Consider the following 21,961-nt stretch of genomic DNA (forward strand, 5'->3'; position numbering starts at 1 on the left):
GTCTAGAAAAGAGGATTTTTCAATGAAACATTTATTTATAATTAATCCTGCTGCAGGTAATGGTAAAGCTATCAATTATATAGATGAAATCCATAAATACTTTAAAGATAAAAATGTAAATTATAAAATTAAGGTTACAGAAGATAGAGGGCATGCTACTCTTATTGCTAAAAAATATTCTTCTTTACATAAAAATCTAAGAATATACTCCTTAGGTGGAGATGGAACCTTAAATGAGATACTAAATGGTATGGCATGTAGCTCGGCATCCTTAGGTGTTATACCTTGTGGCACTGGAAATGATTTTATAAAATCAGTATCTAAAGATAACTCCTTTTCAGATATTCTAAAAAATACTATTGAAGGTGAGGAAAAACTTATAGATATAGCCTTAGCTAATGGAAGATATTTTTTAAATATTTCCTCTGTGGGCTTAGACTCTGAGGTAGCCTATAACAGTAAAATGTTTAAACAAAAGAGGTTTATCCCCTCTCATATGTCATATTTTTTAAGTCTTTTATATACTCCATTCTATTTTAAAAGCCTACCTCTTGAAATATACATAGATAATAAAGAACTTAAAGAGGAAAGCATGCTTATGGCTGTATGTAATGGCTCATTTTATGGAGGCGGGATACCTATTTGTCCTGATGCTAATTTATCTGATGGGAAACTTGATATTTGTTTAGTTAAAAAAGTTTCCTTATTAAAGCTTCTACGCTTTATTCCTAAAGCCTTAAAAGGGAATCATGGAGAAGCAGAAGAAGTTTTATTTTATAAAGGGCGTAATCTTAAAGTTAAAAGCTCAAAGAACTTTTCTCTTCAATGGGATGGAGAAATATTAAGATGTAATGAAGCAGAGTTTACCATAATACCTAATGGCCTTAAAGCAATAATACCAAAATAATAAAAGGCACCTAGGTGCCTTTTATTTAAAACTTATATTACCATTTTCCATCTTATCGATTATAGCTAAGGATTCTACCCTAACTCCTTCTTTTTCTATTACACTTCTTCCTGGTTGGAAACCTTTTTCTATAACAATTCCAACACCTACTGGAACTCCCTCGCCTTGTCTTACTATATCAATAAGTCCTAAAGCTGCGCATCCATTAGCTAAAAAATCATCTATTATGAGTATTCTATCACCCTCATTTATAAAGTTTTTATTCACCTTTACATCATAAGTAGTGTTTTTTGTATAAGAATGAACTCTAGAACTTAGCATATTCTTGTCCATATTATCTCCAAGAATTTTCCTTGCAAAAACCACTGGAACAAAATCAAAGTATTGCGCTACAATAGTGGCTATTCCTATACCTGAAGCTTCTATAGTAAGTATCTTGTTTATACCATCCTCTTTAAACCTTCTTTTAAATTCTTTTCCCATTTCATTAAATAGCTTAACATCCATTTGATGATTTATAAAGCTATCTACTCTTAATATGTTCCCCTCAGTAACTAATCCTTTTTCTAAAATTACATTCTTTAATAATTCCATAGTAGTTGTACCCTCCAATTTCTTATTTCTTACAGGACAAAAACTTTTGTAATTAACTTCATTAGTAAGAAATTTAAAACAAAATCTTTAGTTATACACCATCCATAGAATATATAATTAAACCTAAAACAATAAATCTAAAGATGAGAATATTCCTTAATCCTCTTATACCTTTAGATAGATTTTATATATTTTAGTAATAAATTATATATTCGTAGTCAGGTAATTTACGGCATCCTGGTAGAAACTTCTGAACCATATTATCAGATATATACGAATATTTAATAATATTTTTTATATAATGTATATTATATTATATATATTTTAAAATACAAGCGTTATTCTAGATAAGTAAAAAATAAAACTCTAGAGCTCATAAATATATAAAAAAAGCGTATTATAAAAGGACCGAAATTCGGTCCTTATTTTTTATCTAGTTTAAAAGAGCTTTTTAATGATACTATTCTATTAAGAACTAGATTATTATCTTTGCTATCCTTAGGATCTACATTAAAATATCCATGTCTAAATAATTGATACTTGTCTTGAATCTTAGCATTTTTCATATTAGTTTCAACAAAACCCTTTAATACTTCCATAGAACTCGGATTAATTTGCTCTAAGAAATGCTTCTCTTCATCAGTGTCATTATCAAGAATTAATGGTTCATAGATTCTAAACTCAGCAGGAATAGAATCCTTTGCATCAACCCAGTGAATAGTTCCTTTAACTTTTCTACCAGTAAATCCAGTTCCACTTTTAGTTTCAGGGTCATAAGTACAATGAATTTCTGTTATATTACCATTATCATCCTTTATAAAGTTATTACACTTTACAAAGTAAGCACCCTTAAGTCTTACCTCGTTTCCTGGGAATAATCTAAAGTACTTCTTTGGAGGATTCTCCATAAAGTCTTCTTGCTCAATATATAACTCCCTAGAAAATGGAACTAATCTCTTACCTGCATTTTCATCATCAGGGTTGTTTTCTATCTCAAGCATTTCAACTTCTCCTTCTGGATAGTTGGTTATAACAAGCTTTAGTGGTTTTAAAACTGCCATAGCTCGTGGAGCCTTTGTGTTAAGATCTTCTCTTATAAAGTGCTCAAGCATAGCAGCATCTACTACTGAGTTAGCTCTTGCAACTCCTATAGCTCTACAGAAATTCCTTACTGCTTCTGGAGTATATCCCCTTCTTCTAAGTCCAGCAATGGTAGGCATTCTTGGATCATCCCATCCATCCACTACCTTCTCATCTACAAGAAGCTTAAGCTTTCTTTTACTCATTACAGTATTAGTTATATTTAATCTAGCAAATTCTATTTGCTGAGGAGTACTTTCCATTTCACATTCTCTTACTATCCAATCATATAATGGTCTATGATCTTCAAATTCAAGAGTACATATAGAGTGGGTTATTCCTTCTATAGCATCTTCAAGAGGATGAGCAAAGTCATACATTGGGTATATACACCAATTTGTTCCTGTATTATGATGCTCTGCATGAGATATTCTATATATTATAGGATCTCTCATATTAATGTTAGCAGATTTCATATCTATCTTAGCTCTTAATACCTTTTCTCCATCTTTAAAATCTCCATTTTTCATTTTTTCAAATAATTGAAGATTTTCTTCTACACTTCTATTTCTATAAGGACTTTCAGTACCTGGTTCCTTTAAAGTTCCCCTATAAGTTCTTATCTCTTCTGGAGTTAAATCACAAACATATGCTTTTTCTTTTTTTATAAGAAGTATAGCTCTTTTATACATCTCTTCAAAATAATCAGATGCAAAATATAAATTATCCCAGTTAAATCCAAGCCACTGAACATCTTCCTTTATAGATTCTACATATTCAGTATCTTCTTTAGTTGGATTTGTATCATCAAATCTTAAATTTGTATTTCCCTTAAATTCATCTGCAAGCTCAAAGTTTAAAACTATAGATTTTGCATGACCTATATGTAAATAACCATTAGGCTCTGGAGGAAAACGAGTTATAATTTTTTTATGCTTTCCATTTTCTATATCAGAAGTTACAATATTTTTTATGAAATTTGATGAGGTAATTTCTGTTGACATTTTCATCATCCCTTTTCTCGCCTTAATTTATTCTTAAATAAATATATCATAAAAATACAAATGTTTCTATAAATATTATTAATTTTGTCTTAGTAATATATGTACTATGCCAGATAATATGTGCTTTTCCCTTAATCATCATATTACCTAAAAAGATATATTATTCCAGTCTATTATTAAATATCGAATAGTTTTATAAAAAACTTATATACTTTAGTTGTATTATAAATTTATATAGATTTCCTCTATAGTTTTAAAATCCTATTTAAAACTTATAAATTAATGGTATAATCTACTTAATTTAAATACAATATCTAGGAGGATATTAAATGGGATATGTTGAGAACCTTCGAAAACTAGTTGGCCATACCCCTCTAATACTAATGGGATCTGTGGTTATTATTATAAATAATGAAAATAAAATTCTTCTTCAAAAACGTAAATCTCCTTATATTCTTTGGGGATTACCTGGTGGACTTATGGAACTATCCGAATCTACTGAAGATACTGCTAGAAGAGAAGTTCTTGAAGAAACTGGTCTAACCCTTGGAAAACTTAAACTAATTGATGTATTCTCTGGACCAGAATATTTTATAAAATTACCTAGTAAAGATGAATTTTATGTGGTAACTGCTGCTTATTATACTAATAGCTTCAACGGTAAAATAGTCATAGATAAAAAAGAATCTCTTGAATTTAAATTTATTGACCCTTATGACCTTCCAGAAGAAATGGTTAAGAGTCATAGAAAAATCATAGAAACCTTTCTTAGTAAAATTTAATTTTTAAGTATAATTTATCTTTCTACATAAGGCTAAAAATAGGAGTTAATAAGTTATTATTAATTCCTATTTTTTATATAAATTCTAAATATCTTCCTTTTGTCATAGTATATATAAATTATGAATATAAAAAGGAGGTATTTCCTTGAAACATATTTCTTATAAAAGAATTAAAGTAATTTCTGAAGGCAAAGCTCTTATGTATTTATCTCTAATTCCTGTTATTCTTCTTATTATAAAAGATATTGATAAAAATAATATTAGTTATATAGTGTTTTACATAATCTTAACCCTAATTCCTCTTTTATCTGGTTGGAACTACTTAAGTAAATACCTATATCTAGTAGAAGACTCTATAATAAAAACTTTAAAGATATCCTTTAAACTTATTATTGTGCAATGGCTAATTATTATATTCTATATTTCTCTTACAGAAGACCTTCATTTAAAACATCTTCTTTCATATACTTACTCTTTAAAGGAATTTATATATATTGTACCTGTTAAAGGGATCATTGCTTCCATTTCAGAAGAAATTTTTAAATTTTTTCTATTTTTTTCTATTTTATCTCTTATTAAAATAAGGGATTTTGAAAAAAAGGTTAAAACTTCTGTAATTCTATCATCTATAGTTTTTGGATTAATCTACATGGCACGATATAAATACTCTACATTAATACCTATTTCTTTAATTACAATTCCAACATACATGGTGTTTATTAAATATTCTAGCATAACCCCTTTAATTTTAAATCATTTAATAGTCTTTCTCTTATTTCATGGTTCCAAAATAAAAATATATGATGTATCATCAAACACTATTATATACATTTTTCTTTCCTTATTATCTGCATCATATCTTGTCACCTATATATATAAGTCTATTAAAAGTAATAAGGATACAAATTGCCTAAAATGATTTTTTTATTTTAAATTCCTATAGGATTTTAAATTGAATTTATACATATATTTAATCTAGTATAAATCAAACATAATTTTAATGAATGAATTTAGACTTAATATTAAAATCCTATATAAGGTTTTATAATTTAAATGAACTTCTTTATCTATTTAAATTATAGTATTTTTATTAAAATTTAAAGAATAAAAGAGATTTTCTTAATTTATCTATATATTTCTATGTAAACTCCCTATATATATTTTTGAAAAATATAAGTTTCTTATGATAAAATATAGTTTGTATACTAGAAAGGAGCTTAAATCATGGCAAAGGTTATAAAAAATAGAAGTCATATGAAAAATGATATACTTTTTACTAATTTTAGAATGATATTTCAAGGAATAAAATTCTTAGCTTTAGCTGTTTTATTTATATATATTTTAATCTTACAAGGAAGAAATAGATTCATTAATTCATATATGATTATGATATATGGAATTTATACTATATATAGAATTATATATCTTTCTAAGAAAAAAAATATATTGAAACAATGTATTGAGGGAGAAAAAAACTTCTTAAAACTAGCTGAAAGACTCCCAAAAAACTATAAAGTCATTCATAACCTTAACTTAAACTATGATGGTAAAAAAAGCAAAGTTGATGTAGTTGTTGTTGGAGATTCTGGAGTATTTGTTATAGATATAAAAAATGTGACTGGAACTATAAAAGGAAATGTATATGATGAAGATCTGATACAAATAAAAAAGACCAAGGAAGGTGACGAATTTGAAAATAAGATGTTTAATCCCCTTCCTGAAGTTAATAGTAACAGTGAAAAAATATGTGCATTTTTAAAAGAAAACCATATATATATTAATGTTCAATCAATGGTGGTATTTGTTGATGATAATGTAAACTTAGACTTAAATGGTACATGCCCTACAGCTTATTTTGAAATTAATGATTCTAAAGAAAATCTATTTATAAATTATATAACGAATTATAATACAGATGTACATTTATCTAAGTATGATAAAAAAAATATAGTATCTTTACTATGTAATTAATAAAGTATTTAAGGCTTTGCAGAACTAATTTATAGTTCTGCAAAGCCTTAAATCTTTTCCTTTAAGTAATTTCCTCTATAGTTATACTATTTTCCTCTATAAGCCTATCATAGTCCTTTAAGTCTCCTCTTAGTTTTCCCATTGCTTCATCTTGATCCTCTGCTAAAATAATAGCTCTTACTGGATTTCCATCTGGATCTTTTCCTTCGCATAAAAATAGCTTCATATTATCACCCCTATATACTAAACCTTTTTATTATATTTATTGTATATAAGAATAGATTATTACTTATATACTAATTTTAAAGATTATAAATCTATCTTCTGTGATAAAACTTGTACTATTATATGCATATAACTAAAATAATTACCTTATTCTAAAGTTATAATACTATTAGGTATAATTATAGTATATATAAAAAAATAAAAGCATATTTCGAAGTTATCTTTTCGAAATATGCTTTATTTATCTTTTAAAACAAAGTTTATGCCCTTATTAAAATTATTTATTAGTAGCTATAATAATTAAGGCTATAACTATACATAATCCTGTTATTATATTCTTATGACTACTACTTCTAAATCTTGCTATTCTAAAATGCCGCTTACTTATAGGATATAAGAGAGGAATTCCTCCAACTGTAATAAAATCTAAAATTAAGTGGCTAATATACCCTATTATAGTACCAAAAGAAAAATATTGTACTATGGTTTTAACATATCCTTGAAATATGTTAGGCAGTCTCATTATAAGTATTGAATATATTATTAGAAATAATGGTGTATGAGTTATACCCCTGTGACCAAAAGTTTTATTTATTCCTTTAGATAAAACCTTAAATTTCCTTCCTATTAAACTTTTAGGGTGATCAAGATCTGGTATAAGACTTCCTATATATGACCCTAAAATTAAAGCAGCAGAAAAAACTATCTTCTCAGAAGGATCTGCACTAACTGCAAAAGTAGTTACAGTAATAATTCCTGTACATATTCCTCCTATCCTATGTGTTTTATAATCCAATGTGACACCTCTTTTGATTTTGTCGAATTTTGTATTAATATAATACCACACTTTATTTAAAACACAAAGACTATCCTATAAATAAGTAACTAAAATTTAAATTATTTTCTCCTCTAATAACTTCTTTGCCCTCTTAAGTATAAAATCATTATGTTCTCCATTATGAAATCTTTCTAAAATCTCTTCTTTTTTTAATTGAAATAATGATTCTAATTCCTCTACAGTATTATGTTTTTCATAGGAACTTATAAGTGTACTTCCTAGTTCTTTTACATCCTTATAAACTTCCACCTTCGACAGTATCATTTCCTCTTCATTTTCAAATGATATATTTTCACATAAATCCTTAAGATATAAAAAGCTGCTTTCAGAATTTTTTATAGAGTCAATATCTTTCACATGTTTTTCATACTCATCAATTAAAAGATAATCTACTAAATCATTGTCCTTAAATAAATTTAAAGTCCCCTCTGTCCCTGAAACTACAACTACATTGGTGCGTCCTAGAACAGCTGAAACCTTTGATAGATAAATAGATGGTAACGCTATAAATTTTATAAAAGCTATAATATCTTCTACATTAGGTACAGATAAATATTTAGAATATATATCATTTTTCCTTTTATTTATTAAAGAAAATCCTATTATATAATATCCCTGTTTAAACCCAATTTCATTAGCCTTATCAAAATAGCTTTTCCAATAATGAATTGATTGATTTATCATACACACTCTCTCCTTAAATATTATCCGTTATAGTTATTATTAAGTACACTGATAGAAAATATACTTTTCTAGTGAAAGTCACTATTTTTATAATAATATCTATATTCTATATATTTATAAAGAATATATTACATATGACGATAATATCCTATACAATATAAGTATAGTTTTAAAAACTTTAATTATTCTTACATATGAAAATTAACTTACAGGGGTGATAAACCATGAAACTTACATTAAAACATAAAATCTTATTTTTAGTTCTATCCTTAATATTACTTCTTAGTATTAGTTCATTAACCCTATCTTACTATTCCTCAACTAAGATAGGAAAAAATGATAAATATAATGAACTTGCTTCTATATCTACCCTATCTCTTTCATTACTGGATGAAAAATATCCCGGGGATTTTAAAATTGAAGAAGACAAGCTCTATAAAGGATCTACACTTTTAAATGATAACTTTGAATTTGTTGATTTAATTAAAGAAAAGACTAATAGTGAGGCTACCATATTCTTAAAAGATAAAAGAATAACTACCTCTATTCTAAATGGAGATAAAAGGGCCGTAGGAACTACCCTATCTAAAGATATATCTACTAAGGTATTAAATGAGGGAAATGAGTTTATTGGCGAAGCTGAAATATTATCAAAACCTTATATGACAAAGTATCTCCCCCTAAAAGACTCAAATAATAATATTTTAGGAATACTATTTGTGGGAGTTGAAACTAAAGAATTTAAAGAAACACTTGTAGGTACTATGGTTACAATGATAGGAATTTCTTTAGGTGTAATTGTTTTATCAATTGTTCTAAGTATAGTATTATTAAATAAAATAATTAAACCTCTAATTACTTCTGTTGGTTACCTGAAGACTCTTTCTACTGGAGACTTAACCATAGATATAGATAAGAACCTATTAAATAGAAAAGATGAGATTGGTGAACTATCTAAAGCCATAGATTATATGAAGAATTCTATAAAAACTATAGTTTTAAATGTTAAAAATACCAGTGAAGAAGCACTTAAAGGCTCTAATTCTCTTCATTTTGTATCCTCTGAAATGTCCAAGTCTTCTCAAAATATTTCTGCATCTATGGAAGAAATGGCTGGTGGAGCTACCACTCAGGCAGAGGAACTTATGAATATAACAGAAGATATATCTACCTTAAGTAATATTATAAATGATATAACATTTTCAATAGAAGATATTCATAAGTCCTCTATTGACACTAATAATATGTCAAATAGCAGTAATAAAGATATGATAAAAATATCAGAGTCTATAGGTTTAGTTAGAGATAAATTCTCTTTATTTACAGAAAGAATATTATCTCTTGGTAATAAAATTAATGACATTCATAAAATAACATCTACCATAACTAATATATCAAAACAAACAAATCTTTTAGCATTAAATGCTACTATAAGTGCTGCAAAGGCTGGAGAACATGGTAGAAGTTTTTCAATTATTGCAGATGAAATTAGAAAACTATCAGAGCAAAGCAAGGCATCTTCAGATAAAATAGCCTTTTTCATAAATGATATATCTAAAGATACTATAAATATTGTAGAGGAATCAAAAGTAGTTGGGGAAGAACTGTCTAATCAATTACTTACTATAGATACTACTTTAAATTCCTTTAAAAATATAACTAATTCCTTTAATTCAATGATGCCTAAAATAAGGAAAATAAACCATTCTATAATTAATATAAATGAAAAGAAGGAAGGAATATTCTCAAAGGTAGAAACTACTGCATCAATATCTGAAGAAATCTCTGCCTCTACAGAAGAGATGGCATCTACCTCAGTAGAACTTAGTTCCTCTTCATTAGATGTTTCAAAGGCCTCTGAAAGCTTAAAGGAAATCACTGAACACCTAAGAAATGACATAGAAGTGTTTAAAGTTTAATTACTATTCTAAACCATACTCCTTCTATTTAAAATTATATATTATTTATAAAAAGACTGTACTAAGTTCTTATTAGAAATTAGTACAGTCTTTTAGCTTACATAAATGTAAGTTAAAACTTAATAAATGTAAGACTATAGAATTAGAGATTTTTGTAAAATATTTTATACTTATATTATAGTATTTTAAACCTATTGTGCTATTTCTTGTTAGAAGAATGGATTTTAATATTTTTAACTTTTAATGCTAAAAATTATAACTTTTAAAAATTAAGAAGCTTACTAAGATAAAGTAACTAGCACAAAGGTAATTTAACTTTATTACATAAAAGAGGTGTCTTAATGAAACTACATGAAATATCCTTTAAAAACATAAAAAATAATCTTAGAGACTATGGAATGTATATGATTTCTATGAGTTTTTCTGTTTTAGTATATTATATATTTAAAACCATAGAGTATAATAAATCCATAATTGAATTCGTCCAATCTAATAATAAACTATCACCTGTATTTAGTGCATCTGCCTCAATTCTTCTTATATTTGTCTTTATCTTTATATGGTATAGCTCAAGTTTTTTTGTAAGAAGGCGCAAAAAAGAGATAGGTATATATGCCCTTTTAGGAATGAAACCAAAAGAAATTTCTATAATAATGTTTTATGAAAATATTATTCTTGGTGGCGCTTCCTTAATATCAGGTATTATTCTTGGATCTCTCCTTGGAAGAATAATTATAAATTTATATCTTAAAACCTTAAGTATTCCCTATAATATAGACAAAACTTTAAGTATCACTGCTATTGAAAAAACTATTATGGTATTTTCTATAATATATATAATAGTTGCTTTCAAAAATTCTAGAATCATTTATAAATTTAAACTCATAGATTTAATGAATGGAGATAGTACAAGTGAAGACCCTGTAAAACCTAAGAAAAATCAATCTAAAAATGCTATAAGGACTATAATAACAGGCTATATTGTCTATATAGTTTTCACCTTTATAACCTTTGGAATATCTTTATTTGTAACATTAACTACTGTTATATCAGGAACCTATTTACTATTTAACTCTTATCTCATTAATAAACTTAAGAATAGTAAAAATACCCCTGAATATTATAAGGGAACAAATTTAATTACTACTAATCATTTAATGTATAGGATTAAAAGTAATGCAAGAACTTTAGGTACAATTGCAATTCTTATAGCATCTACAGTTACAGCTATGGGAGCTAGTATGTCCTCTGAAATTGGAGCTAAAAAATCTGAGAAGGAATTAAAGTCTTCATTCCATTATGCAATTATAAGTAAGGACATAAATAACTTAAATAATATAGAAGCCCTAATTAAAGATACTAATACTATAAATAATAAACTTACTGTGACTTCCATAGATATATCTGGAAATAAATCCTTTTCTAATGGAAATATTCATGGTATATCTTATAGTGATTATAGTAAAATTAAAACTCTTAAAGGACTATATCCTTCTTCAGAATTAAATTCTAAAGAAGTAATAGTGTTAGGTGAATTAAAAGACTTAATAAGTTCTGATAATAAATTTACTATATATAGTGGTGAGAAATTCAATGTAAGAAATCGTGAGAGAGAAGAGCTTCTGAACCTTGGATTATTACCTAATATAGTTGTGTTTTCTGATAAAGACTTTAACAAGATAAAATCCTTAGGTAGAATTACCAATATAGGCTTATTTAATGTAGATAATTTCCTAACTTTAAATTCAAAGGTCTATGATTTTAAAAATAATCTAGAAAAAGATAAGAATGATTCTTTAGAAAAGCTATCTATCCTAAGACAAAGATATATTAATGAAAGATTCCTTAGTGGTACATTTTTCTTTGTTGGTATGTTTATGGGACTTATCTTCACCATGTGTACTGCATCTATTATAATGTTTAAACAAGTTCAAGAGGCCTATGAGGAAAAAGAAAGATATGAGACCTTAAAAAAACTTGGATTTAGAAAAAAAGAAATAAAAGAAACTGTCTCTAAACAATTAAGAGTAATATTCTTCTATCCTTTATTAGTCGGTCTTTCTCATAGTGCAGTAGCACTTATATATATAGGCTTAATCTTTGGTGGTGGTGCCTTTAAACCAACTATACTAGTTGCTATTCCATACTCTATTGTTTACTCCTTATATTATCTTATAACAAGAAAACTATACTTAAATATAGTCTATTAATAACTTCTTTCTAAGAAATAAGTAGTAGCAATATTTAAGTAGAAATATATGAATAACACTTCTCCTATTCTATATAAAAATATCAAAATAGAAGAAGAGGCTACAAAAGCCTCTTCTTCTATTTATAATAAACTTTTCTCTTAATATCTTTTGTTAATTATAATTAATAATTTTCATCCTTAGTAAAAATATTAAAATAAATTGTACTTTTACTTTATTTAAGTATTATGCTTTAAATCCCAATGATAAATATTATTGACATACCTTTCCTGGGTTTAATATATTTTTACTATCAAAGCCTTGCTTAATTGAATTCATTATAAGTAAAGCTTCCTTTTGAAGAGAAGAATTTAAATATGTTTTTTTCGCATATCCAATTCCATGCTCTCCTGAAACCATACCATTTAATTCTTTAGACTTTTCATACATACAATCCATAACTTGATTTAATTTTTCTTCCCATATCTGTTGACTCAAATCATCTCTTAATATATATATATGAAGGTTTCCATCACCAGCATGTCCAAAACTTTTAATTCTTATATTATGCTTGTCTTCTAATTCATGAATAAATTTAACAAAGACTGCTACCTTATTTCTAGGAACAACTACATCAACCTCATCCATCTCTGTAGTAGAAGATTTTATAGCCTCTAGGAATGCTCCCCTAGCTGACCATATAGCTTCTTGTCTTTCCTCTGTATCAGATATTAAAACATCTATTGCTCCATTATCTAAACAAATTTTTGCAACAGAGTCATATGCCTTTTCAATTTCTTCTGTAGTATTTCCATCAAAAGTAAGTAGTAGATAAGCATCTGATTGCTTATCTGGGAATATTTTCCCTAAAAATTCTTCTGCTGCAACTATAGCTTCTCTTTGCATAAATTCAATGGCAGTTGGTATAGACTTTGACTTTATTATCTTAGGAACTGTATTTATTGCACTTTCTAAGTTATTAAAAGGAACCAGGAGGCTTATCTTTTTCTTTGGTAGAGGTAATAACTTTAATATAGCTTTAGTTACTATTGCTAAAGTTCCTTCTGATCCTATTATTAAATCTTTTAATGAATATCCTGAACTATTTTTAACTACCTTTCCTCCGAGATTTAATATCTCTCCACTTGGAAGAACAACTTCAAGTCCCCTTATATAATCTCTAGTAACTCCATATTTTACTGCTCTCATACCTCCAGCATTGGTATTTATATTACCTCCTATTGTAGCTGTTTTCTCTCCTGGATCTGGAGGATAGAATAGGTCATTTTCTTCTACAAATTTAGCTATATCCATAAGAAGAACTCCTGATTCTACAGTTAATGTTAAATTCTCTTCATCTAATTCTAAGATTTTGTTCATAGAACTTAAATCAATTATAACCCCTCCATGTATTGGCACTGCTGCTCCAACAAGTCCAGTTCCTGAACCCCTAGGAGTTACTGGAATGGATTTCTCATAAGCATATTTCATTATATTAGATATTTCCTCTGTATTAATGACTCTAACCACTAATTCTGGCATATTCTTTATGGCACCTAACTCATCATGGCTATAGTCTTCATTTATATTTTCCCCAACTAAAACTCTTTCTTCATCGCCTATTATATTAACTATATTTTTAATATCTTCTTTATCAATTTTCTTATAATCCATGTTTATGCCTCCTTAGCCATTTTTATTTCTTCTATAAGATTTGGAATAACTTTATATAAATCTCCAACAATTCCATAATGGGCAACCTTAAAGATTGGAGCATTCTCATCCTTATTTATAGCAAAAATATAATCAGAATTATTCATTCCTGCAGTAAATTGAACTGCTCCAGAAACTCCACATGTTATTATAAGCTTAGGTCTTACTGTTCTACCACTTAGTCCAACCTGATCCTTAGCAGTGGCCCATCCATTTTCTATTAAAGGTCTAGTAACAGCTACTTTTCCTTCAAGTAAGGTAGCAAGTTCATTTATAAGCTCTAAATCTTTTTCAGATTTAACCCCTCTACCCGCAACTACTAATACCTCTGCATCAGCAATACTTACTTCTATTTCCTTTTTCACTACTTTTAAAACCTTAGATTTAGACTTAAGTTCCTCTTTATTTATAGTACAAAGAGTAAGTTTACCACTCTTTTCTTCATTTCTTGTTGGTGGATTCATAACCTTATATCTTACAGTTGCAAGCTGAGGTCTTGAATTTGGAGTTATTATTTGTGCCATTATATTTCCACCAAATGCTGGTCTTATCTGAACTAAATCCGTATTTTCCTTTATATCTAATATGGTACAGTCAGCAGTAAGTCCTGTTCTAAATCTTGCTGCTACCCTTGGAGCTAAGGATCTTCCAACGGTAGTTGCACCTACTAATATAACGGATGGCTTTATACTGTCTATACATTTCTCAAAAGCTGATACATAAGGCTCTATTCTAAAATGCTTTAATTCTGCATCATCATAAACCATAACTTCATCTACTCCATAATGAAGTAATTCCTCTGCTTTTTCCTTAATATTATCACCTATAAAGATACAATAAACTTTATGATTAACCTTATTAGCTAGTTCTCTAGCCTTACCTATAAGTTCATAGGTGACAGGATGAATTTCTCCATCTACATGGTCTACATAAACTAATACACCATTCCACTTACTTTTATCTATTTCAACTATTTCTTCATCTTCTATATATTCTACTGCTCCCTTTGGACCTTTGTTAACACATAATCTACACATTTTACAGCTTGAATTTATGTCTAGTTGTCCTTTGTTATTCTCTAAAGCACCAAAAGGACATATTTTTATAATATCATCTATATTAACAACCTTTTCTTGATTAACGACTAATTTACCCATTTATCTTCCCCCTAATCTATATAAATTTTAACTCTTTAAGTTTTGATGCAATATTTTTAGCTAATTTTTCTCCCTCTCCTTGCCAAACTTCTCTATGAGAGTTTACTTCTGGTGGAAATATTCTCTCAACCTGTGTTGGAGATCCACTTAATCCATATTTCTTTTCATCCTGATCTTCAAACTCTTTAAAAGATAATACTTTTATTTCCCTGTTTTCTGTTTCCATTTTCTTTTTATAGGAAGGAAGACGAGGTTCAAAAATATCCTTTTCTACTGTTATTAATGCTGGAAATTCTACCTCTATTATCTCTAAAGTATTAGGCATGTCCATTTCTACCACTACGGAGTTATCCTTTACTTCAATTAATTTTCTAACATTGGCAACATGAGGAATACCTAAATATTCTGCCATTTCCGGACCAACTTGAGCTGTATCTCCATCTGTAGTTTGTTTTCCGCAAATTATAAGATCAAAATCTCCTGATTTTCTTACTCCTTGAGATATGGTATAAGATGTAGCAAGTACATCTGCACCAGCAAATTTTCTATCAGAAAGAAGCATCCCTTCATCTGCTCCCATAGAATATGCTTCTTTTATAACTTTAGTAGCCTGAGGTGGTCCCATACTTAATACCTTTACATTTCCACCCTTTTCTTCCTTAATTCTTAATGCTGTTTCTAAAGCATATAAATCATAAGGATTCATCTTGGAATCTACTCCATCTCTTTTTAAAACCCCAGTTACAGGATCCACTTCTACCTTATTTGTTCCTGGAACCTGTTTAATACACACTAATATGTTCATAAAACTCACCCTTTCAAATTTTATGTAAATTACTAAATGTAACTGTTATGTAGGTAAGAGGTCATACCACTTAAATTGGTAAGACCACTTTCTGTTTTTATTATAACTCCATGTGTAAAGCTTTTCTAGTATTGTTAAGATATTAACCATGAAAGTTTTTTATCAACATCCTTCAGTTCTTTGTTTTAGAAAAGATTTTATACAATTAGTTTACAAAAAGTTATTATTTCATCTATTTAATTTGCTAATAATTGATATAAATTTAACTATTAAATTCATATTAATTATTCTCTTTATATATAACTGTAATTTTAACATATATTCTTATTACTCTAACAGCTACTTAATAAAATATAATTTATAGATTCCATTATAAATCTCCATTAAATAATGGCTTATTTTATTAACTCCTATTAAACTTTTGCTATAAGTTAAATGATTCTTTTTAAATCTAAATCTTATCCTATAAAAACAGACTACAGCACTTTCATGCCATAGTCCTATATGAATTCTCTAATAATTAACCTTTATTTAGATATATTTAGCCTTTATATTTAAGCCTTATATGCCTTTAGCAGTCCATATCATAATCGCATCTATATCTCCTCTTCCTATGCTCATAGTGACAATGTTCCTTATCTTTGCATCTTACATTTATTTCTGGTGCAAAAACATTAACTGGCTTAAATTTGTTTCTTATATTATTACTATTCTCTCTCCAATCTCTATCATGATCATGATGCTTCTCCCTCTTATCACACTCACAAGGATCACTATTTCCTACTGGATCCATAGATCTTGTCTGTATAAAGAAAACATCTGGATTATTTCCATTAGGATCATTTCTATTGTCTCCCCATGCATGAAGTAAGGTATTTCCTGGACCTATAATAACTTGATTATAATCTCCCATATAAAGATTACCGAATCCTGTAGTACTTGGATTATTACTAAGGACCCTAGAAAATACAGTACTAACCATGGATTCTGGTCCTAACCCATTCTGAAGAGAGAAAGTTTTCTTAAATAATGCAAAGGTCTGATCTCCAATTCCTATTGTACCATTGCTAGAATTAAAACGTGCATATTGAATATGAGCACCATGGCAATCTGCTGCAACAGAAGGGAAAAATTCATGGGCAATATTATTAGTGGCTTGTATTATATTCCAATTATCCCCTCTATTAGAGCTATAAGCCAAATAAATATCATCTCCGGTGGTAGGTTGATTTCTTCCATCAGTCCAAACAACATAAATTACTCCATCTGGTCCTATGGAAACTGAAGGGAACTCAAGAATACGAATATTTTTAGCTGTAGTTACTTGAATAACATCTCTATTAAACCTTCCATCACTTACCACTGCCGTTCCTGCAATGGTAACATTAGAAACCAGTATAGGATTCGTAAAGGTAAATCCTCCATCAGTAGACCTTACCATTCTTATTGCTCTTCCTGGAACCCCAGCTGCAGTACGATCTAAATAAATAACATAAATTACTCCATTCTGATCCACTGTTACATTGGCTCCAAGAGGGCTTCCAGTAGTAGTAATATCTATAGGTGCAATTAGAACTTGAGGATTAGGTCCTACAGATAGCTTAGAAAATCTAAGTCTATTAGTGGTAAGGTTTGTCCAAACCACATATACAGATTCATTTTTAGGTCTGTTGAAATCAGGTCCTACTGTAACCCATGGCTTATCATCATTAATAGCAGCAGGGTCACTTATTCTTATAGGTGTTCCAAAATTAATTGCTGCTGTGGACTTGTTAATCTCTCCTACACTTAATTGAATAAATAAATTATTAGTACCTAAAGGAGCACCTAAATGAGCAAAATAGAATATCCCCTTAGAATCTACTGATAAAACTGGATCTCCTCTATTTGCATTGTTAGCAATACTTGGAACTCCACTAGTGTCAACCCATGTATTTCCCCCATCATTAGAGTAAGAAAATCCAGTAGCATTTGGAGTATTACTTGCATCATTATATCCAAAAGCTACAAAGTTTTTATAATAAGCTAAACTTGTTTCACTTTGATCTATACGTCCATTAGCATTAATGTCTTTGGCAACTGAATTTACTTGTCTTTCCCCTATAGGTCTAATACTAATACACCTTTCTTTATCTTTAGTATCTCTCATTATATCCCCCTCCAAAATATTTATTTTAATAATTAAATACATTGGAAATATATGATGCTACTTTATAATATTCTTAAACTATTTATATGGCAGTTAAAAACTGCATGGGAATTTTTTGAGATTATTTCAGAAGTCTTAAAAAATATAACTTTATAACTTTTATAGAATTTTACACAAGGATAATATTATATAAAAGTTATAATATTTAGATGAATTTCTCTATAAAATTAAACAAAAGTAACCCAAACTTAAAATTAAGGTTACTTTTTTATATAAAGATAATTAATTTTTATTTTTTAATGAAAATGTATCATTAAATCTTTTATCCCCCTATAAAGTAACTTATTTCATAAGTCTTAATATAAGGTTCCAATATAAATTCTTAACTTATTCCTTAAAATATTCTTAATTTACAATACTTTATATAGATGTATCAAGTATTTTTAGAAAAACTTTATAGACTTATAAATGCAGAGCATTTTTAATTAAATCTAAATGCTTTTTCATCTCTTTATAAGCATTTTCCTCATTTCTTTCTTTAAGTGATTCTAATATCTTTTCATGAGAAGACATTAGTACATCCTTAGTTTCCTCTGCGGCAAGAATAGCACCTCTTGAACTTTTTATAAAATTATCCATAAGTTTTGATATGGTTTCAAAGAAGTTTATTATAAGTGGATTTTTTGTGGATTTTATAATAATATAGTGAAACTCCTTATCTAAGGTAGACTTTTCATCTTCACTATTACTATTTCTAAGATTATCTATAACTTCCTCAAGAACTTGAATTTCACTATTCTCTATTCTTTTAGCAGAAATCACCACTGCCTCTAATTCTAATACTCTTCTAAACTCATAAAGAGATTTTATAGATATATCTTCTAATATAAACATTATAGACATTGGTTCTATTAAAGTATTATCAAAAGTTTCTTTTATATAGTTTCCGGACCCCTGCTTACTTTCAGTTAGTCCTACAACCTCTAATGCAATTAATGCTTCTCTTATAGATGCCCTACTAACCCCTAGTTGCTCTGCCATATCTCTCTCAGAAGGTAATTTATCACCTTTTTTTAATTTACCTTCTATTATCATTTCCTTTATTTGATTTATAACTTGTTTATATACTTTTTCCCCTTTTATTGATGTAAACACTAAAGGCTACCTCCAAACTCAATATAAATTATACTTTATCTTAGCTTAACTATTATAACATTAATATTAAGGGAAAAAAATCTTAAACTATGATATTATAAAGATTTTTCTTATTTATTCTATTTTCATTGATGCAGTAACTCCATTATTACTTAGCTCCTCTACAATTGTTTTTTCTAATGCTGTAACTATAGCCTCTTTAATTTTCTCTTCTACCTTGCTCTTAATCATAGCCTCTGGTAAAAATCCAAAGGAACCATGTTTTCTTGCTACTTCTTTATGATTTTCAACTTCAATTTTAAGGTTGATATTTATCATATACTTTCTCCTTTTATATACTTTATATATTTCTACATATGTATGAAAAGTATAAAATATTCACCTTAAATTAAGGTAATTTAACATAGTTTATTATAATATACTTCTATTAAGAAAAAATATTATATGGAGGCGTAGATTTTGCTAAACAATAAAGTTATAAAAATTATCTATAAAAATCCTAGTGACATCCAACAGATTGCCTACTTAATTACTGATATATTAAGACACGATATAAATGTCTCTTCAAAAGACATGCTTATATTAAGCAATGGTAACTCTATTGAGTTTGTACAAGAAGATAATCCAGCTATAAAAGGATTATTATTTAAAGAAGAACATATATCCTACTATTGCATAGGTGGAATATCAAAATCTTATCTTAAATCTGTTAAATCAAAGTTTCCTGACTTTGTACATTGTTTTTCTTCTGGAATTCATATAACTTATGCTGTTAACACTATAATTAAAGATGTAGTAACCCTTGAGACTACATCTTATTACATTATAGATAAGGATATGACATTAAGCAGTATTAATCTAACTCTCCTAGAGCTTAAGTATCCAAATATAAGAATACTTAATATAGAAAACCTAGAAGATGAAGTTAATATGTTAAAGAGTATTCTTTTAAACAAAAATTTTGATACTTTAAAAAGAAACTTTTTAAAAAAATTTATCTCCTTAACTGAAACTGCGTCTATTAACCCATATTTAGATGAGTTAAAATTATTTCCTTTATTTAATATTCCAAGGGAACTACTTAATTTTATATTAAAAGAGGAGCTTAGTATAATTAATAATAAAATAGATTCTCTTATTAGTGAAAGAATCTCTCTGGAAGAAAAGCTTAGCTAGTAATTAACTACTGCTAATATATTTTTCTTGTTTCTTCAAATATAATATAGGCTATATATTAATAATAAGTTTATGCATATAGCCTATATTATTTAAACTATATAATTTTCACCTATTAAATATGAATCTAACAACTATATACTTCGTGCAACTAAGTGCACTAATCATTGTGAGGTAATTTATGAAATTTATAAAATCTAATTATTATTTATATATAGGAATTATTATTTTACTTGTAAGTTCCATATTACTTTTAGTATTTTCAAAAGAAATTTCTATTAGCTTAAATAAGAAAGATAAAAATTCTTCCTTAAATATCTCTTCTAAAACCTTAGATGATGAAATTACAGACCTTATAAAATCTACGCCTTTAGAAAAAAAGCTTTCTCAAATTATGATGATTTCTATTGAGAACTTTAATAGCTCTCCATTAGTATCTCTTAATAATGAGGTTAAAGATTTCCTTATTAACTATGAGTTTGGAGGATTTATCCTATTTAAAAATAACATTAGTACTAAAGATAATACCATAAACCTTATAAGTTCCATAAAGAAAACTAGTAATATTCCTATGTTTATAGGTTGCGATGAAGAAGGTGGAAGGGTTAGTAGAATTAATCTCTTTAAAGCTATTCCTTCTGCAAAACTACTAGGTGAAACTAGAGATCCTTCCTTAGTTTACTCTACTGGAAAAGCTTTGGGTGAAAACCTTAAATCCCTAGGCATAAATGTTGATTTTGCACCTGTACTTGATATTAATACAAATCCTAAGAACCCTGTTATAGGAGATAGAGCTTTTGGAAATACAAAAGAAATGGTAAGTACCTATGGAATAGAATTTATGAAAGGTCTATTAGATAGTGGTATTATAAGCTGTGTTAAACATTTTCCTGGCCATGGTGATACATATTTAGACTCCCATAAAGCCTTACCTAAAGTTTATAAAAATATTGATAACTTGAAGTCCTTAGAAATTTACCCATTTAAAAAAGCTATTGAAAACAATGTACCTATGATAATGGTAGCTCATATTGCCTTACCTAATATAGGACATTGTAGTGCTCCGGCTTCTCTTTGTTCTTTTGTCATACAGGATATATTAAGAAAGGATTTAAATTATAATGGGGTAGTGGTTAGTGACGCTTTAAACATGGGAGCCATAACCTCAAATTATAGTGCTCTAGAAGCTAGTAAATTAGCTATTGAAAGTGGTAATGATATCTTACTTATGCCATTTAATATAAGTTCCTCAAAGGATATTGAAGAATTTCAAAAGTATTTTCTAGATCTTTTAAATATTATAAAAAATAATAAGGTCTTAGAAGAAAATATAGATTTATCCCTAAAAAGAATTTTAAGTTTAAAAAGCAAATTAAACTAATAAGTTAACTCTAATTTATATGATATATGAATTTTTCTTTTAATTAACTTATTCATTAAAACACCTTTGATTTACAGTATTTTAGACATGTGCATAAATTAAATTTAAAACTTAAAATCCTATATTTTAATCTTAGAACTTAACCTATAAAGTAAAGGTGCCTACTTTAAATTATTGAGTTTAATTTATACATCTGGCTAGAGCAATATAAATCAATGATATTTTCAATGAA

Annotated in this window: 19 protein-coding genes and 1 riboswitch; of the genes, 8 read left to right on the forward strand and 11 right to left on the reverse strand. The window is 27.8% G+C overall.

Annotated features, from left to right (window positions below):
* The first annotated feature begins 22 nt into the window (after positions 1 to 22).
* The gene (locus BR69_RS0105005) at positions 23 to 907 is read left to right on the forward strand and encodes a diacylglycerol/lipid kinase family protein (protein WP_027632205.1); all 885 of its coding nucleotides are present in this window, start codon (positions 23 to 25) and stop codon (positions 905 to 907) included.
* A 21-nt stretch (positions 908 to 928) separates the two neighbouring features.
* On the opposite strand, the gene BR69_RS0105010 is transcribed toward BR69_RS0105005, so the two are convergent.
* Positions 929 to 1,501, reverse strand: coding sequence for a xanthine phosphoribosyltransferase (locus BR69_RS0105010; protein ID WP_027632206.1), 573 nt, complete (start codon positions 1,499 to 1,501; stop codon positions 929 to 931).
* A gap of 195 nt (positions 1,502 to 1,696) precedes the next feature.
* Positions 1,697 to 1,798, reverse strand: a riboswitch (purine riboswitch).
* 125 nt (positions 1,799 to 1,923) lie between these two features.
* The gene (locus tag BR69_RS0105015; protein ID WP_027632207.1) at positions 1,924 to 3,585 is read right to left on the reverse strand and encodes a glutamine--tRNA ligase/YqeY domain fusion protein; all 1,662 of its coding nucleotides are present in this window, start codon (positions 3,583 to 3,585) and stop codon (positions 1,924 to 1,926) included.
* Between the two features lie 329 nt (positions 3,586 to 3,914).
* On the opposite strand from BR69_RS0105015, the gene BR69_RS0105020 reads away from it, so the two are divergent.
* The 3 genes from BR69_RS0105020 to BR69_RS21090 all read left to right on the forward strand — a co-directional run bounded on the left by BR69_RS0105020 (position 3,915) and on the right by BR69_RS21090 (position 6,338).
* Positions 3,915 to 4,367 (forward strand): NUDIX hydrolase, encoded by a 453-nt coding sequence (locus BR69_RS0105020; protein WP_027632208.1) that lies wholly within the window; start codon positions 3,915 to 3,917, stop codon positions 4,365 to 4,367.
* 199 nt (positions 4,368 to 4,566) lie between these two features.
* Complete coding sequence (locus tag BR69_RS22445) at positions 4,567 to 5,286, forward strand: CPBP family glutamic-type intramembrane protease (protein WP_423219670.1); 720 nt, start codon at positions 4,567 to 4,569, stop codon at positions 5,284 to 5,286.
* 305 nt (positions 5,287 to 5,591) lie between these two features.
* A complete protein-coding gene (locus tag BR69_RS21090) occupies positions 5,592 to 6,338 on the forward strand; it encodes a nuclease-related domain-containing protein (RefSeq protein ID WP_051623499.1) in 747 nt (248 codons plus the stop codon).
* 61 nt (positions 6,339 to 6,399) lie between these two features.
* Here the strand turns inward: BR69_RS21090 and BR69_RS21770 are convergent, their stop codons facing one another.
* From BR69_RS21770 to BR69_RS0105045, 3 genes are all read right to left on the reverse strand, one after another.
* Positions 6,400 to 6,564: a hypothetical protein gene (locus BR69_RS21770; protein WP_160169936.1), complete on the reverse strand. Its 165-nt coding sequence runs from the start codon at positions 6,562 to 6,564 to the stop codon at positions 6,400 to 6,402.
* A gap of 276 nt (positions 6,565 to 6,840) precedes the next feature.
* Entirely contained in the window at positions 6,841 to 7,359 is a 519-nt protein-coding gene (locus BR69_RS0105040) for a metal-dependent hydrolase (RefSeq protein WP_027632210.1), read from the reverse strand.
* A 96-nt stretch (positions 7,360 to 7,455) separates the two neighbouring features.
* On the reverse strand, positions 7,456 to 8,085 hold the full coding sequence (locus BR69_RS0105045) for a hypothetical protein (RefSeq protein WP_027632211.1): 630 nt from the start codon (positions 8,083 to 8,085) through the stop codon (positions 7,456 to 7,458).
* Between the two features lie 224 nt (positions 8,086 to 8,309).
* Here BR69_RS0105045 and BR69_RS0105050 point away from each other — a divergent pair, with 224 nt between their 5' ends.
* Together BR69_RS0105050 and BR69_RS0105055 are read left to right on the forward strand one after the other, a co-directional pair.
* A complete protein-coding gene (locus BR69_RS0105050; protein WP_027632212.1) occupies positions 8,310 to 10,004 on the forward strand; it encodes a methyl-accepting chemotaxis protein in 1,695 nt (564 codons plus the stop codon).
* Positions 10,005 to 10,345: 341 nt separating this feature from the next.
* On the forward strand, positions 10,346 to 12,214 hold the full coding sequence (locus BR69_RS0105055) for an FtsX-like permease family protein (protein WP_027632213.1): 1,869 nt from the start codon (positions 10,346 to 10,348) through the stop codon (positions 12,212 to 12,214).
* A 252-nt stretch (positions 12,215 to 12,466) separates the two neighbouring features.
* Here BR69_RS0105055 and BR69_RS0105060 read toward each other — a convergent pair whose 3' ends face one another.
* The 6 genes from BR69_RS0105060 to BR69_RS0105085 form a co-directional block, all read right to left on the reverse strand.
* A complete protein-coding gene (locus BR69_RS0105060) occupies positions 12,467 to 13,867 on the reverse strand; it encodes an FAD-binding oxidoreductase (protein WP_027632214.1) in 1,401 nt (466 codons plus the stop codon).
* A gap of 2 nt (positions 13,868 to 13,869) precedes the next feature.
* On the reverse strand, positions 13,870 to 15,063 hold the full coding sequence (locus BR69_RS0105065) for an electron transfer flavoprotein subunit alpha (RefSeq protein ID WP_027632215.1): 1,194 nt from the start codon (positions 15,061 to 15,063) through the stop codon (positions 13,870 to 13,872).
* A 16-nt stretch (positions 15,064 to 15,079) separates the two neighbouring features.
* Positions 15,080 to 15,868, reverse strand: coding sequence for an electron transfer flavoprotein subunit beta/FixA family protein (locus tag BR69_RS0105070; RefSeq protein WP_027632216.1), 789 nt, complete (start codon positions 15,866 to 15,868; stop codon positions 15,080 to 15,082).
* Positions 15,869 to 16,439: 571 nt separating this feature from the next.
* The gene (locus BR69_RS19980) at positions 16,440 to 18,017 is read right to left on the reverse strand and encodes a sialidase family protein (protein ID WP_051623500.1); all 1,578 of its coding nucleotides are present in this window, start codon (positions 18,015 to 18,017) and stop codon (positions 16,440 to 16,442) included.
* A gap of 462 nt (positions 18,018 to 18,479) precedes the next feature.
* Positions 18,480 to 19,172, reverse strand: coding sequence for a FadR/GntR family transcriptional regulator (locus BR69_RS0105080; protein WP_027632217.1), 693 nt, complete (start codon positions 19,170 to 19,172; stop codon positions 18,480 to 18,482).
* 114 nt (positions 19,173 to 19,286) lie between these two features.
* A complete protein-coding gene (locus BR69_RS0105085; RefSeq protein ID WP_027632218.1) occupies positions 19,287 to 19,490 on the reverse strand; it encodes a hypothetical protein in 204 nt (67 codons plus the stop codon).
* A 141-nt stretch (positions 19,491 to 19,631) separates the two neighbouring features.
* On the opposite strand from BR69_RS0105085, the gene BR69_RS0105090 reads away from it, so the two are divergent.
* Both BR69_RS0105090 and BR69_RS19985 read left to right on the forward strand, forming a co-directional pair.
* Complete coding sequence (locus BR69_RS0105090) at positions 19,632 to 20,348, forward strand: hypothetical protein (RefSeq protein ID WP_027632219.1); 717 nt, start codon at positions 19,632 to 19,634, stop codon at positions 20,346 to 20,348.
* 181 nt (positions 20,349 to 20,529) lie between these two features.
* On the forward strand, positions 20,530 to 21,729 hold the full coding sequence (locus BR69_RS19985; RefSeq protein ID WP_051623501.1) for a glycoside hydrolase family 3 N-terminal domain-containing protein: 1,200 nt from the start codon (positions 20,530 to 20,532) through the stop codon (positions 21,727 to 21,729).
* Positions 21,730 to 21,961 lie beyond the last annotated feature (232 nt).

Origin of the sequence: Clostridium hydrogeniformans DSM 21757, assembly GCF_000686705.1 — a bacterium.
Taxonomy (GTDB): domain Bacteria; phylum Bacillota; class Clostridia; order Clostridiales; family Clostridiaceae; genus Clostridium_Z; species Clostridium_Z hydrogeniformans.

Excerpts from the sequence above, each read along its gene's own strand:
- BR69_RS21770 (WP_160169936.1), bottom strand. The coding sequence starts at position 6,564 with ATGAAGCTATTTTTATGCGAAGGAAAAGATCCAGATGGAAATCCAGTA.
- BR69_RS0105065 (WP_027632215.1), bottom strand. The coding sequence starts at position 15,063 with ATGGGTAAATTAGTCGTTAATCAAGAAAAGGTTGTTAATATAGATGAT.
- BR69_RS0105005 (WP_027632205.1), top strand. The coding sequence starts at position 23 with ATGAAACATTTATTTATAATTAATCCTGCTGCAGGTAATGGTAAAGCT.
- BR69_RS19980 (WP_051623500.1), bottom strand. The coding sequence starts at position 18,017 with ATGAGAGATACTAAAGATAAAGAAAGGTGTATTAGTATTAGACCTATA.
- BR69_RS21090 (WP_051623499.1), top strand. The coding sequence starts at position 5,592 with ATGGCAAAGGTTATAAAAAATAGAAGTCATATGAAAAATGATATACTT.
- BR69_RS0105045 (WP_027632211.1), bottom strand. The coding sequence starts at position 8,085 with ATGATAAATCAATCAATTCATTATTGGAAAAGCTATTTTGATAAGGCT.
- BR69_RS0105015 (WP_027632207.1), bottom strand. The coding sequence starts at position 3,585 with ATGTCAACAGAAATTACCTCATCAAATTTCATAAAAAATATTGTAACT.
- BR69_RS0105050 (WP_027632212.1), top strand. The coding sequence starts at position 8,310 with ATGAAACTTACATTAAAACATAAAATCTTATTTTTAGTTCTATCCTTA.
- BR69_RS0105020 (WP_027632208.1), top strand. The coding sequence starts at position 3,915 with ATGGGATATGTTGAGAACCTTCGAAAACTAGTTGGCCATACCCCTCTA.
- BR69_RS0105055 (WP_027632213.1), top strand. The coding sequence starts at position 10,346 with ATGAAACTACATGAAATATCCTTTAAAAACATAAAAAATAATCTTAGA.
- BR69_RS0105010 (WP_027632206.1), bottom strand. The coding sequence starts at position 1,501 with ATGGAATTATTAAAGAATGTAATTTTAGAAAAAGGATTAGTTACTGAG.
- BR69_RS0105085 (WP_027632218.1), bottom strand. The coding sequence starts at position 19,490 with ATGATAAATATCAACCTTAAAATTGAAGTTGAAAATCATAAAGAAGTA.
- BR69_RS0105070 (WP_027632216.1), bottom strand. The coding sequence starts at position 15,868 with ATGAACATATTAGTGTGTATTAAACAGGTTCCAGGAACAAATAAGGTA.
- BR69_RS22445 (WP_423219670.1), top strand. The coding sequence starts at position 4,567 with ATGTATTTATCTCTAATTCCTGTTATTCTTCTTATTATAAAAGATATT.
- BR69_RS19985 (WP_051623501.1), top strand. The coding sequence starts at position 20,530 with ATGAAATTTATAAAATCTAATTATTATTTATATATAGGAATTATTATT.
- BR69_RS0105060 (WP_027632214.1), bottom strand. The coding sequence starts at position 13,867 with ATGGATTATAAGAAAATTGATAAAGAAGATATTAAAAATATAGTTAAT.